The organism is Agromyces sp. Soil535, assembly GCF_001428255.1.
In the GTDB taxonomy this organism is placed as follows: domain Bacteria; phylum Actinomycetota; class Actinomycetes; order Actinomycetales; family Microbacteriaceae; genus Agromyces.
On the sequence record NZ_LMRW01000008.1, the window covers coordinates 26,144 to 39,803 of the forward strand.

Genomic DNA, 13,660 nt, shown 5'->3' on the forward strand with positions numbered 1-13,660 from the left:
GCTCACTCCAGCAGTTCGTACGCGGGCAGGGTGAGGAAGTCGACGTACTCGTCGCGCAGGCAGAGGTCTGCGGTGAGGCGCGCGGCCGGCTCCGTGAACGCGGCGAACCGCACGGGCGGCGTCTCCGAGCGCAGGTGCTCCACCTCCTCGTCGAGCACGGCGCGCACGAGCCCGGGGGTCATCGTGCGGCCGGTGTCGGCGAGCACCACGCGGTGCTGCAGGTGCTGCCACACCTGGGAGCGGGAGATCTCGGCCGTGGCGGCATCCTCCATGAGGCTGTGAAGGGCCACCGCGCCGTTGCCCGCGAGCCACGCCGCAAGGTACGCCACGCCGACCGAGAGGTTCGTGCGCAGGCCCGCCTCGGTGACCGCGCCGCCGGTGGACGCGACGTCGAGGAGCTGCGCGGCGGTCACCTCGACCTCGGGGCGCTGGCGGTCGAGCTGGTTCGGCCGGTCGCCGAGCACTCCGTCGAACACCTCCAGGCAGACCGGCACCAGGTCGGGATGCGCGACCCAGGAGCCGTCGAAGCCGTCGTTCGCCTCCCGGGTCTTGTCGGCGCGCACCTTCTCGAACGCGACGGCCGTGGCCTCGGGATCTGCGCGGTTCGGCACGAACGCCGCCATGCCGCCCATCGCCATGGCGCCGCGCCGGTGGCAGGTCTTCACGAGCAGGTCGGTGTAGGCCCGCATGAACGGCGCGGTCATCGACACCGCGGCGCGGTCGGGCACGACGAACTCGGGGCCGGCGTCGCGGAACACCTTGATGATGCTGAACAGGTAGTCCCAGCGGCCGGCATTGAGGCCCGCCGCGTGCTCGCGCAGCTCGTACAGGATCTCGTCCATCTCGAAAGCCGCGGGGATGGTCTCGATGAGCACGGTCGCCCGTATGGTGCCCCCCGGGATGCCGAGTGCGTCCTGGGCGAAGACGAACACATCGTTCCAGAGGCGCGCCTCGAGGTGGCTCTCGAGCTTCGGCAGGTAGTAGTACGGGCCGTCGCCGTTGTCGATGAGCTGCTGCGCGGTATGGAAGCAGTGCAGCCCGAAGTCCACGAGCGACCCCGAGGCGCGCTCGCCGTCGATGAGCACATGCCGTTCGGGCAGGTGCCAGCCTCGCGGGCGGGCGATCACCGTCGGGCGGCGCACGTCGTCGCGGAGCGCATACTCCTTCCCCTCGGGCGAGGCGAAGGCGAGCGCGCCGCGTGCGGCGTCGCGGAGGTTCAGCACGCCGCCGACGACGTTGGCCCACGTCGGGCTCAGGGCGTCCTCGAAGTCGGCGAGCCATACGCGTGCTCCGGAGTTCAGCGCGTTGATCGCCATCTTCGGCGGGGAGGCGGGTCCCGTGATCTCGACCCTCCGGTCGGTGAGGGCGTCGGGCGGCGGGGGCACGCGCCAGTCGGCCGAGCGCACCTCGGCCGTCTCGGGAAGGAAGTCGAGCGGCTCGCCGCGGGCGATCCGCTCACGGCGGTCGTGTCGGGCGGCGAGCAGCGCTCGACGGCGCGGATCGAAGCGACGATGCAGCTCCTCGACGAAGGCGAGCGCCTCGTCGGTGAGGATCTCCTCGCCGCCCGGAACCTCGCTGTCACGGGCGATCTCGATGGTCATGCGGCTGCCGCTCCCTTCCGGGGTTGATGCTCCACACGCTCAGCTCATCTTCGCGCAGATGCGATCACGGCGTAACCGGAAACACGCGGAACGCGGCGGCGTAGACTCCGGAACCAAGGAGTTCGACCATGGATCCCATCGGCGTGACGGTCAACGGGGTGACACACCCGTTGCGGGGCGTTGCTGTGCACACGTCGGCGCTGGACTGGCTGCGCGACCTCGGGCTCACGGGCTGCAAGGAGGGCTGCGCCGAGGGCGAATGCGGCGCCTGCGCGGTGCTGCTCGCGGCACCTCGCGACGACGGCGGCACCGAGTGGACGACCGTCAACGCGTGCCTCGTGCCGGCCGCCGCGCTCGACGGGCAGGAGGTCGTGACGGCGGAGGGGCTCGGGTCGCCCGAGCATCCGCACCCGGTGCAGGCCGGGCTCGCCGAGGCGGGCGGCTCGCAGTGCGGCTACTGCACGCCGGGCTTCGCCTGCAGCATGGCGGGCGAGTTCTACCGCGCCGGGCGGACGGCCGGCGACGAAACGGCCGACGGACACCACGGGCCGAACGGATTCGACCTGCATGCGCTGAGCGGCAATCTCTGCCGGTGCACCGGGTACCGTCCGATCCGGGATGCCGCGTACGCGCTCGGCGAGCCCGACGCGCACGACCCGTTGGCCGCACGCCGGGAGCGCCCCGCGCCGGGGCCGGCGGCGACCCGGCTGGGCGACGGCGACGAGCGCTTCGTGCGACCGGCATCGCTCGACGAGGCCCTGACGCTGCTGCGCGACGAGCCCGAGGCGATGGTGGTCGCCGGCACCACGGACTGGGGCGTCGAGGTGAACCTCCGCGGACGGCGCGCGGCCCTCACCATCGCGATCGAACGGCTTCCCGAGCTCCGCACGCTCGCCTTCAGCGACGACGCGAGCCTCGAGATCGGCGCGGCGCTCTCGCTCTCCGAGATCGAACGCGGCCTCGACGGCCGCGTGCCGCTGCTCGCCGAGGTGTTCCCGCAGTTCGCGTCGCCCCTCATCCGCAACCGGGCCACGATCGGCGGCAACCTCGGCACCGCCTCGCCGATCGGCGACACCTCGCCGGCCCTCCTCGCGCTCGAAGCGCGCGTCGTGCTCGTCTCCGCCGACGGCGAGCGGGAGGTCGACCTCGCGGAGTACTTCACCGGCTACCGGCAGACGCTGCGCCGCGACGACGAGCTCATCCGCGCGGTGCGGATCCCGATGCCGCTCGCCGGGCTCGCCGCCTTCCACAAGATCGCGAAGCGGCGCTTCGACGACATCTCCAGCGTCGCCGTGGGCTTCGCGCTCGACCTCGACGACGGGGTCATCGCCTCGGCGCGCATCGGGCTCGGCGGCGTCGCGGCCACCCCCATCCGCGCCCGCGCCACCGAGGCCGCGCTCATGGGCCGCGAGTGGAACCGCGAGACCGCCCGCGAGGCGGCATCCGTGCTCGGCACAGAGGGCACGCCGATGTCCGACCACCGGGCGAGCGCGGAGTACCGCGCGCTCATGCTCGGAACGGCCCTCCTGAAGCTCTCTCGTTCGACCCCGTTCACGACGGAAGAGGTGCCGGCATGAGCGAGCTCGCCGCCCGCCCGACCGACCCGGTCGTCGGTCGGCGCACGCCCCACGAGAGCGCCGCGCTGCACGCCACGGGCGCCGCGGTGTACACCGACGACCTGGCCGCCCTCACCGCCGGGGTGCTCACGGCGTGGCCCGTGCAGTCCGAGCAGGCGCACGCGCTCGTGACGCTCGACGTGCGGCCCGCCCTCGACGTACCCGGTGTCGTGCGCGTGCTCACGGCCGACGACGTGCCCGGCGTCAACGACGCGGGCGTCAAGCACGACGAGCCGCTCTTCCCGAGCGAGGCGATGTTCCACGGGCATGCGCTCGCGTGGGTGCTCGCCGAGACGGCGGACGCCGCGCGACTCGGCGCGGCCGCGGTGCGGGTGGAATACGAGACGCTTCCGTCGATCATCACCGTGCCGGAGGCGATCGAGGCGGGCTCGTTCCAGGGCATCCCCCGCACGATCCGGCGGGGCGACCCCGAGTCCGTCCTGGCCACCGCGCCGCACGTCTTCGAGGGCGTCGTCGAGGTCGGCGGGCAGGAGCACTTCTACCTCGAGACGCACGCCTCCCTCGCGCGCATCGACTCCGAGGGCCAGGTGTTCATCGAGTGCAGCACGCAGCATCCCTCGGAGACGCAGGAGATCGTCGCGCACGTGCTCGGCCTGCCGAACAACCGGGTCACCGTGCAGTGTCTTCGCATGGGCGGCGGATTCGGCGGAAAGGAGATGCAGCCGCACGGCTTCGCCGCGATCGCCGCACTCGGCGCCATGCTCACCGGCCGAGCGGTGCGGCTGCGGCTGAACCGCACGCAGGACCTCACGATGACCGGCAAGCGGCATCCGTTCCACATCGTGTGGAAGGCCGGATTCGACGACGACGGGCGCATCCTCGCCCTCGCGACGACGCTCACCTCCGACGGGGGCTGGAGCCTCGACCTCTCGGAGCCCGTGATGGGCCGGGCGCTCTGCCATGTCGACAACGCGTACTGGATCCCCCACTTCGTGGCGCAGGGACGCATCGCGAAGACCCACAAGACCTCGCAGACGGCGTTCCGCGGCTTCGGCGGGCCGCAGGGGATGTTCGTCATCGAGAACGTGCTCGGTCTCGCGGCGCCCGCCCTCGGCATCGACGCCGCGACCCTTCGTGAGCGCAACCTCTACGTGCCCGGCCAGACCACTCCCTACGGCCAGCCCGTGCGCCACGCGGAACGGCTGCACACCATCTGGAACGAGCTCCGGCACACGAGCGAGTTCGACGCGCGCCGCGCCCGGATCGCCGCGTTCAACGCCGAGCATGACGACGTGAAACGCGCCCTCGCCATCACGCCCGTGAAATTCGGCATCTCGTTCACCCTCACCGCGTACAACCAGGCCGGCGCGCTCGTGCACGTGTACAAGGACGGCTCGGTGCTCGTGAACCACGGCGGCACCGAGATGGGCCAGGGGCTGCACACGAAGATGCTGCAGGTCGCGGCGACCGCGCTCGGGGTGCCGCTCGAGGCGGTGCGGCTCGCCCCGACGCGCACCGACAAGGTGCCGAACACCTCCGCGACGGCGGCCTCCTCGGGGGCCGACCTCAACGGCGGCGCGGTCAAGCACGCGTGCGAGCAGATCCGCGACCGCATGGCCGCGGTGGCGGGGCGGATGCTCGGCATCGACCAGCGCGACGTGCGGTTCTCCGGCGGGCGGGTCGCCGGCCTCGGGGTAGTTCCACCGGGCTCCGTCGAAGTGTCCGGATCCTCGTTCACGTTCGCGGAGGTGGCCCAGGCCGCGTACCACCAGCGCGTGCAGCTCTGGGCGGCCGGCTTCTACCGCACCGAGGGACTGCACTGGGACGCCGAGACGATGCAGGGCGAGCCGTTCAAGTACTTCGCCTACGGCGCGGCGGCGACCGAGGTGGAGGTCGACGGGTTCACGGGCGTCTCACGGATGCTGCGGGTCGACATCCTGCACGATGTCGGCGACTCGCTGTCGCCCATCATCGACCTCGGCCAGGTCGAAGGCGCATTCGTGCAGGGCGCGGGATGGCTCATGCTCGAGGAGCTGCGCTGGGACACCGGCGACGGGCCCGGCCGGGGCCGGCTGCTCACCCAGTCGGCGAGCACGTACAAGCTGCCGAGCTTCTCGGAGATGCCCGAGGTGTTCAACGTGCGGCTGCTCGAGCACGCCGCCGAGGACGGTGCGGTGTACGGGTCGAAGGCCGTCGGCGAGCCGCCGCTCATGCTCGCGTTCAGCGTGCGCGAGGCGATCCGCGAGGCGGTCGCCGCGTTCGGACCCGACGGATGCAGCGTGGACCTCGGCTCTCCGGCGACCCCCGAGGCGACCTTCCGCGCGATCATGGCCGCCCGTGCGGCCGTCGGGGCCGCCGGCGAGCGCCCGGGCACGGATGCCGCGGCCACCACTGCCGGACCTCGCCTCGTGCCGTCGGACTCCTGAGACCCGGAGGCGTGGGCGTGGACTGGTTGGAGGCCGTGCAGCGGCTCCGCGCGGCACGGACGCCGGCGGTGATCGTGACGATGGCGATGGTGCGCGGTCACGCCCCGCGCAACGGCGGCGCGAAGATGGTCGTCTCGCCGGACGCGCTGTTCGGCACCGTCGGCGGCGGCAACCTTGAGGCGACGGCGATCCACCGGGCTCGCGAGCTGCTCGCCGATGGCATCGCGGAGCCCGAGCTGCTCACGCTGACGCTCAGCGACAAGACCACCACTGAGTACGGGGTGCAGTGCTGCGGAGGAGAGGTCACCATGCTGCTGGAACCCGTGCGGGTGGTCCCGTCGGTCGCGATCTTCGGCCTCGGCCACGTCGGCCTGGAGCTCGCGCGCATCCTGGGCCGGCATCCGATCGAGCTCTGGCTCGTCGACTCCCGGGCCGAGATGCTCGCGCCTGAACGTCTCGGGGTGCCAGGGTCCTCCGGCGTGCTCGGCGACGCCGAGGCGACCGTGCGGGTGCGCCACCTGCCCGTGCCCGAGGCCGCACTCGCGGAGCTTCCGGAGGGCGCGCACGTGCTCGTCATGACCCACGACCACGTCGAGGACCTCGCGATCGTCGAGGCCGCGCTGCGCTCCCCCGGCCTCGGCTCGATCGGCCTCATCGGCTCACGCTCGAAGTGGACGCGATTCCGGAAGCAGTTGCGCGAGGAGGCGGGTTTCGGCGAAGCCGACCTCACACGGGTGTCGACGCCGATCGGCATCGAGGGCATCCGGTCGAAGGAGCCCGCGGCGATCGCGGTGAGCGTCGCCGCGCGCGTGCTGCAGCTCGTGGAGGAGGCGGCTGCCGTCCAGCCTGCGACGGCGGCGACGGGCTCGGCATCGGGCTCCGCGTGACCTTCAGCCCCCACTCGGTTGCGCTTCGTCGGGCTCCTCACCACTCGGCCACGGGCCACCCGTCGCCGTCCCACCGCAACGGGAGGAGCGCCTGCTGGAACGCGCCACGCAGGTTCGCGTCGTAGTAGTGCAGCGCCATCATCCCGTCGGCGATCGACTGCCCGCCGGGCCCGATGCGCGACCCCTCGGACTCGAGCAGCACGGTGCCGCCGCCTTCGAGGAGCGGCACGCCGTCGCGGTCCACGAACGGACCGGTCGGAGCATTCGATCGGCCCACGGCGACGCGGTAGGTGCTGTCCGTGCCGCGGCAGCACGAGTCGAGCGAGACGAACAGGAACCACTCGCCGTCATGCTCGACGAGGTACGGTGCTTCGATCGCGTTCGGCGGCACGCCGCGGTCGGCGAGGCGCAGCGGCTCGCCGTCGTCGGCGCGCAGCCCGCTCGGCCAGTCGAGCTCCACCATGCGGATGCCGCTCCAGAACGAGCCGAACGACATCCAGGGCGTGCCCTCGGCGTCGACGGCCACGCCGGGGTCGATGGCGTTGAAGTCGTCGCCGCTCGAGGACGTCACGACGGGACCGCGGTCGACCCAGGCGTACTCGGGGTCGTCGGGATCGACCGTCGTGTTCGTCGCCAGGGCGATCACCGACGAGTTCTTCCCGAACGTGGACGCGGAGTAGTAGAGGTACCAGATGCCGTCGTGCTCGACGAGCTCGGGCGCCCAGAGGTTGTCGACGCCCGGCACCGACTCGCGGAGCCACCCGGGCTTCTCCTGCCACACCTCGCCGTCGTAGCGCCACGTGACGCCGTCGTCGGATGAGCGCACCTGGATGTTCCCGTCGGCGACCGTGCCGTTGCCGGTGGAGTAGACGTACCATGTGTCGCCGTCACGGGCGAGCGCCGGGTCGTGGGCGGCGAGGTCGCCCGTCAGCTCGCGCGCGCCGCCGGGCGCGCACGCGGCGAGCAATGCGATGACGGATGCTGCGGCCAGCACGGAGACCCCGCGTGCGACGCGGCGCGACGGCATCGACGACCGCCGCGCCGCGCTGGACCCGGTCAGCCGAGCGACAGTGCGGTCCACGACACCGGCGGGAGCGTCACGGTGAGCTCGCCGTCCTCGATGCGCACCGAGTCGTTCGGCCGCGGCGCGACCCGCTCGGGGTCGGCCAGCGTGTTCCTCGCGGAGACGTCGTCGTCGGAGAGGGTGTGGGATTCGAGCAGCGCCGCATCACCGAGGGTCGACACGTCGACCGTGAGCGTCACAGCCTCGTCCTGGCTGCGGTTCACGAGGAACACCGCCGTGCGCCCCGACTCGGCGTCGTGCGTCGCCACCGCGTCGACGAGCGGCACCTCGCCGTACTCCGCCGTGGCATACGTGGGCGCGTCGAGCTTGAGCTCCAGCGCCTCGCCTTGCGCGAGCCGCGAGGTGATCGAGAACGGGAAGAACGTCGTCTGCCGCCAGGCGGGGCCGCCCGGCTCGGTCATGATCGGCGCGATCACGTTCACGAGCTGCGCGAGCGACGCGCTCGTGACGCGGTCCGCGTGCTTGAGGAGCGAGATCATGAGGTTGCCGAAGACGACCGCGTCGGCAACGGAGTACACGTCCTCGAGCAGTCGCGGGGCGACCGGCCAGTTGTCGATCCCCTCGATCCGGTCGACGTCGTGGAAGCGCGTCAGGTACCAGACGTTCCACTCGTCGAACGAAATGTTCACGGTCTTCTCGCTGCCGAGCACCGCCTTCACATGGTCGGCCGTCGCGACGACGGTCTCGATGAAGCGGTCCATGTCGACGGCTGAGGCGAGGAAGCTGGCGAGGTCGCCGCCCTTCTCCTCGTAGTAGGCGTGGCACGAGATGTAGTCGACGTCCTCGTACGTGTGCGTGAGCACGACGCGCTCCCACTCGCCGAAGGTCGGCATGTGCGCGCTCGACGAGCCGCAGACGACGAGCTCGACCGACGGGTCGAGCTGGCGCATCGCCTTCGCGGTCTGCGACGCGAGCTTGCCGTAGTCCTCGGCCGAGCGGTGACCGAGCTGCCATGGCCCGTCCATCTCGTTGCCGAGGCACCACATCTTCACCCCGAACGCGTCGGTGCGGCCGTTCGCGATGCGCCCCTCGGACAGCGCGGTGCCGCTGGGGATGTTCGCGTACTCCAGCAGGTCGAGCGCTTCGGGGATGCCGCGCGTGCCGAGGTTCACGGCGAGCATGAGCTCGCTGTCGACCTTGTCGAGCCACGACGAGAACTCGTGCAGGCCGACCTCGTTCGTCTCGGTCGAGTGCCAGGCGAGGTCGAGTCGGCGCGGGCGCTGGTCGCGCGGGCCCACGCTGTCCTCCCAGCGGAAGCCCGAGACGAAGTTGCCGCCCGGGTAGCGGATCGTCGAGACCCCGAGCTCCTTCACGAGCTCGACGACGTCGGCCCGGAAGCCCTCCGCGTCGGCCGTCGGGTGGCCGGGCTCGTGGATGCCGTCGTAGACGTGACGGCCGAGGTGCTCGACGAAGCCGCCGAAGACGCGCCGGTGGACGCGCCCGATCGTGAAGTGCGGGTCGATGGTCAGGCGTGCGGTGGGCATGTGGTGCTCTCTGCTCGAGGATGAACGGATGTGCTAGGGAGTCTTCTGATTGCGGGGGTCGCCAGCGTGCATGCGGAAGCGATCGACGATCGCCGTCGGGACGCGTTCGAGGGTTCCATCTCGCTCGGCGAGCTCCCAGAGCCCCACGGTGAGGCGGTGCGCCTCCCGAGGTGCGTCGGAATGGCGGTAGGTCCACTCGAACATGTCGAAGACGGGCCACCACGTGTAGCCGACGAGATCGAGTCCGTCATCGCGGAGCTCACGAACACGGGCTACGGATGCATCCAGCCACGCGATCCGTGCGGGCACCGAGGCGGTCACGCACGTTTCCGTCAGCATGACGGGCGCGCCGTATCGAACGGCCGCAGCGCGCAACAACTCCTCGAGCCCATCGACACCGTCGTCCCGGGTTGGTCGGGGATCACGGAACCCGCCGGCGTGACGGACACCCGCCTCGAACACCTCGGTCGAATGCCTCGGGTAGTAGTTCACGCCCATCACCGTCGGTTGGATCGGGTCGGCCCGGAACCACGCGAGGTCATCGTCGCCCCAGCCGTGCGCGAGCAGGAACGACGCGAGCTGATGCTGTCCGTCGACGCGTCCCGTCACGAGATCCTCGACGAGGAACACCTGCTCACGAAGGCGCGTCGAGAGATCCCGATGCTCCGGTGCATCCGTGTCCCCGACATACCGCATGCCGGCGTCGACGTGGACGAACACGGCCCCATCGCCGAGCACCTGCTGCATCGCCTGCTGTGCGAGGACGAAACCGCGCGCGAGCCGATGCACCATGAGGCTGAGGCCATCCGGCCCGCTGAGGTAGGGCGGCCAGTACGCATACTCGCCCGAGAACAGGGCATGGATCATCGGTTCGTTGACCGGCGTGTAGTCCATCACGCCCAGCGCCGCATACCGCTCTGCGACTCGAGCCGAGTACTCGGCGACCCGGGCCGGATATTCCGGGTTCGCGAACTCGTGCTCGAGCCAGAGCGGCGTGCCGTAGTGCATGAGGTCGACGATCGGCCGCAGGCCCAGTTCGGCGAATCGATCCATGACCCGGTCGAGCCAGGACCACTCCCACACTCCTGGCGTCGGCTCGATGCGATACCAGGGAACGCCCCAGCGCAGCAGCTCCGCTCCGGCATCGACCGCAAGACCGAGGTCCGAGTGCCACCGGACGTCGTGCTCGGTGAGCACGTACTCATCGATCGCGCGCTCGCCGGCGCGTTCTTGGGGCACGAACGTGTCCTCGATTCCGAGCGCGAAGTGAAGCGTGCCGTCTCGATACCAATCCGGTCGGCTGCTCACTTCAGTCCCGTCGTCGCGATGCTCTCGATGAACCGGCGCTGTACGAGAAGGAAGGCGATCACGAGCGGAAGCACCGCGATGAGGGAGCCCGCCATCATCACGCCGTAGGGGATGATGCCGCCGGGGCCGGTCAGCAGCGTGAGCCCCGACGTGATCGTCCCCATCTCGCTCTCCGTCGTGAACACGAGCGGCCAGAGGAGGTCGTTCCAGTTGTTGACGAACGTGAAGATCGCCAGCGTCAGAAGGGCTGGAACCGCGTTCGGCAGCACGATACTGCGGAAGATCCTGAACTCGGACGCACCGTCGATGCGGGCCGCCGAGTCGATGTCCCGGGGTAGGGCGAGGAAGAACTGACGGAGGAAGAAGATGCCGAAGGCATCCGCTGCCCGAGGCGCGATGAGTCCGGCGTAGGTGTTGACCCAGTCGAGCTGGCTCACGAGCTGGTACACGGGGATCAGGGTCGCCTGGAATGGAATCATGAGGCTCGCGATGATCGCGACGAGGAGCACCCGCTGCCCCGTGAAATCCATGCGGGCAAGCGCGTAGGCGGCCAGCGAGTCGAACACGAGTGCGAATAGCGTGACGCCCCCCGCGAAGATGAAGCTGTTGAGCACGAGTCTTGCGAACGGCAGTTCCTGCATTATCCGAGCGAGGTTGTCGAGCGTCCACTCCGTCGGAAGCAGGGTGGGCGGATAGGCATTCACTTCGGCGACGGGCTTGAACGCGGTGAAGACGATGATCGCGATCGGGAGCAGCACGAACGCGGTGGTGAAGACGAGCGCCAGCGTCGCGAGCACCGTACTCGGACGTAGACCGGAGCGACGGCGAATGGCGGTGGCGGTGGTCACGACAGGTCCTTCTCACGGCGGCCAAAGAATACGAACTGCGCGGCGCTGAGCAGGAGCGTGGCGATCAGCAGGACATACGAGAGTGCGGAGGCGAAGCCGAGCTCGAGCTTTCGGAAGCCTGACTCGTAGATCTCCATCACCACGGTCTGGGTGCTCCCGTACGGACCGCCACCCGTCATGACGTAGATCTGGTCGAATGCCTGGAGCGCCGCGATCATCGCGAAGATGACCACGAACGCGAACGTGTTCGACAGGAGAGGTACCGTTACGTTCCGGAATCGCGACCACGGCCCCGCGCCATCTACTCGCGCGGCTTCGTAGAGCGACGCGGGGATGTCCTGAAGACCGGCGAGGAAGATGACGAAGTAGAACCCGAAGTTCTTCCAGACCGCCACGAGCGCGACCATGGGCATGGCGAGCACGGGGTCTTGGAGGACGTTGCCGATGCGCACCCCGAGCCCGTTCAGCCAGTAGTTCAGCAGACCGATCTGCGGGTCGATGAGATAGCTCCACGCGAAGGCGCCGACGGCGAGGGAGACGATGAACGGGAGGAAGAGCGCCGTGCGGAAGAACGAGCGGAAGGGCAGGTGCGGATTGTTGAGGAGCAGCGCGAGCCCGAGGGCGACGAGGACCGCCGTCGGCGTGAAGAGTACCGTGTACCAGACCGTGTTCACCACGGCATTGAGGATGTCGGGCTGCGTGAAGACCTCGACGTAATTGCCGAAGCCCACGAATTCCTCTTTCCCGAAACCGCTTGCATCAGTGAACGAGAGCCGCAGGGCCGACAGCGCCGGCCATGCCACGAACGCAGCCAGGATGATGAGCGCGGGGGCGAGGAAGGCGAGGGCCGTGATGCTGCGCTGCCGGGAAGCCGGCGCCACTCGGCGTCCGCCGAGAGGTGCCGCCGGCCGATAGCGGCGGACGATGTGGTTCTGGGTGCTCATGGCTCCATGATCTCTGCAGGAGAGGGGGCGCCCCGAAGGGCGCCCCCTCGGTCGATGCACGCCGGGTCAGTCGTCCAGTGCGGTCTGGATCGCGGTCTGCGCCTCGGCCAGCAATGCCTCGATGTCGCCGCCGGCGATGACCTTCTGCGTGAGTTCGTCGACTGCGGTGAGCACGTCGACGCTGTTCACGACGCCGGGAAGCAGCGGGCGGCCGAGCTCAGCCTGCTCGGTCAGCGCGGCGACCGTGGCGTTCTCGGAGACGGCATCCGCCGGGATGTCCGTACGCAGAGGCGGCCAGCCGGAGCCGAGAGACCATGCCACCGAGTTCTCGTCGTTGAGGAAGTAGGCGAAGAACTGTTCCGCCGCCTCCTGCTTCGCAACGTCATCCTGTGCGGTGATCGCCATCGAGACGCCGATCGCCGATGCGGCCTGCGCTTCCGGACCGGCCGGAATGGGTGCGATGCCGTAATCGATGCCGTTGTCCCCCGCGATGAACACCATCCAGGGGCCACCCACGGTCATGGCTGCCTTCCCGCTGCTGAACACCTCATCGGCGCCGATTCCATCAACGCCAGTCGGCGAGATCTTGTCGTCGACGATCGCCGAACGCCAGAATTCGAGCGTCTCGGCATTCTCGGGCGAGTCGATCACGGCGGTGTCCCCACCTTCGACGATGTCGCCGTCGTTGCCGTAGAACAAGGACGGCCAAAGACCGTTCGCGACGGTCGCATGGTCGGGCAGCACAACACCATACTGCTCGGGCGTCCCATCGCCGTTGCCGTCGACGGTCAGCGACTTGGCGGTCGTAACCCACTCATCCCAGGTCGCGGGCGGTTCACTGATGCCTGCGGCTTCGAACAGTGCCTTGTTGTAGTACACGGCGAGGGGTACGAAGCCCGTCGGTACGCCGTAGCGGGACCCCTCCACGGTCTCCATCTCCACAGCTCCAGGGTTGAGGTTCGCCGTGTTCGAATCGGGGTCCGCGTAGAAATCGTCAAGGGACGCGAACGCGCCGCGGGCCGCGTAGACGGGAAGACGCTCGGCGGGCATCGCCACGATGTCGGGACCATCGCCTGCGGAGAGCGCGGGAAGCAGCGTGTCGTCGATGACGGCCCAGGTCTTGATCTCGGTCGAGATCACGACCTCGTCTTGCGAGGCGTTGAATTCATCGACGATCTGCTCCAGCACGTCGCCGTCGGCCTCCGTATAGCCATGCCAGAAGGTCAGCTCGGTAGGGCCGTCGCTCGCGTCGTCGGACTCGCCGCCGACCGAACAGCCGGCGAGCGCAAGGGCGGCGGCAGCGGCGCCGGCGCCCAGAAGGAATCGGGTGCGGAACATTGGTGTGGGTTCTCTCTCTGATGCGGGACTGCTCTGTCTGCACTTGGTGTCGCACGATGGGAGCTTGCGGTTTACAACGTTGTAACACCACCATCCTCCACAGCGGATGTCGCCCTGTCAAGCGATTTCTATATCGTTGTAGAACCAGACCGACATCCTGCCC

Annotated in this window: 10 protein-coding genes; 3 read left to right on the forward strand and 7 right to left on the reverse strand. The window is 69.6% G+C overall.

Features of this window, described 5'->3' with window-relative positions:
- Positions 1 to 2 precede the first annotated feature (2 nt).
- Positions 3 to 1,601 (reverse strand): malate synthase A, encoded by a 1,599-nt coding sequence (aceB, locus tag ASG80_RS08005; protein ID WP_056729654.1) that lies wholly within the window; start codon positions 1,599 to 1,601, stop codon positions 3 to 5.
- A 128-nt stretch (positions 1,602 to 1,729) separates the two neighbouring features.
- Here aceB and ASG80_RS08010 point away from each other — a divergent pair, with 128 nt between their 5' ends.
- The 3 genes from ASG80_RS08010 to xdhC are packed head-to-tail and all read left to right on the forward strand — an operon-like array spanning position 1,730 to position 6,491.
- Positions 1,730 to 3,178: a xanthine dehydrogenase small subunit gene (locus ASG80_RS08010; protein ID WP_056729655.1), complete on the forward strand. Its 1,449-nt coding sequence runs from the start codon at positions 1,730 to 1,732 to the stop codon at positions 3,176 to 3,178.
- The gene (xdhB, locus tag ASG80_RS08015) at positions 3,175 to 5,604 is read left to right on the forward strand and encodes a xanthine dehydrogenase molybdopterin binding subunit (RefSeq protein WP_056729656.1); all 2,430 of its coding nucleotides are present in this window, start codon (positions 3,175 to 3,177) and stop codon (positions 5,602 to 5,604) included. The genes ASG80_RS08010 and xdhB overlap by 4 nt, the downstream gene beginning before the upstream one ends.
- 17 nt (positions 5,605 to 5,621) lie before the next feature.
- A complete protein-coding gene (gene xdhC / locus ASG80_RS08020) occupies positions 5,622 to 6,491 on the forward strand; it encodes a xanthine dehydrogenase accessory protein XdhC (RefSeq protein WP_056729694.1) in 870 nt (289 codons plus the stop codon).
- A 37-nt stretch (positions 6,492 to 6,528) separates the two neighbouring features.
- On the opposite strand, the gene ASG80_RS08025 is transcribed toward xdhC, so the two are convergent.
- From ASG80_RS08025 to ASG80_RS08050, 6 genes are all read right to left on the reverse strand, one after another.
- On the reverse strand, positions 6,529 to 7,572 hold the full coding sequence (locus ASG80_RS08025) for an arabinan endo-1,5-alpha-L-arabinosidase (RefSeq protein ID WP_235508239.1): 1,044 nt from the start codon (positions 7,570 to 7,572) through the stop codon (positions 6,529 to 6,531).
- The gene (locus ASG80_RS08030) at positions 7,548 to 9,059 is read right to left on the reverse strand and encodes an alpha-N-arabinofuranosidase (protein ID WP_056729657.1); all 1,512 of its coding nucleotides are present in this window, start codon (positions 9,057 to 9,059) and stop codon (positions 7,548 to 7,550) included. The genes ASG80_RS08025 and ASG80_RS08030 overlap by 25 nt, the downstream gene beginning before the upstream one ends.
- Before the next feature lie 33 nt (positions 9,060 to 9,092).
- A complete protein-coding gene (locus ASG80_RS08035; RefSeq protein ID WP_235508240.1) occupies positions 9,093 to 10,298 on the reverse strand; it encodes a family 1 glycosylhydrolase in 1,206 nt (401 codons plus the stop codon).
- Between the two features lie 65 nt (positions 10,299 to 10,363).
- Complete coding sequence (locus ASG80_RS08040; RefSeq protein WP_082589938.1) at positions 10,364 to 11,215, reverse strand: carbohydrate ABC transporter permease; 852 nt, start codon at positions 11,213 to 11,215, stop codon at positions 10,364 to 10,366.
- Entirely contained in the window at positions 11,212 to 12,159 is a 948-nt protein-coding gene (locus ASG80_RS08045) for a carbohydrate ABC transporter permease (protein ID WP_056729659.1), read from the reverse strand. The genes ASG80_RS08040 and ASG80_RS08045 overlap by 4 nt, the downstream gene beginning before the upstream one ends.
- 66 nt (positions 12,160 to 12,225) lie before the next feature.
- Positions 12,226 to 13,497, reverse strand: coding sequence for an ABC transporter substrate-binding protein (locus ASG80_RS08050; protein ID WP_056729660.1), 1,272 nt, complete (start codon positions 13,495 to 13,497; stop codon positions 12,226 to 12,228).
- Positions 13,498 to 13,660: the final 163 nt, after the last annotated feature.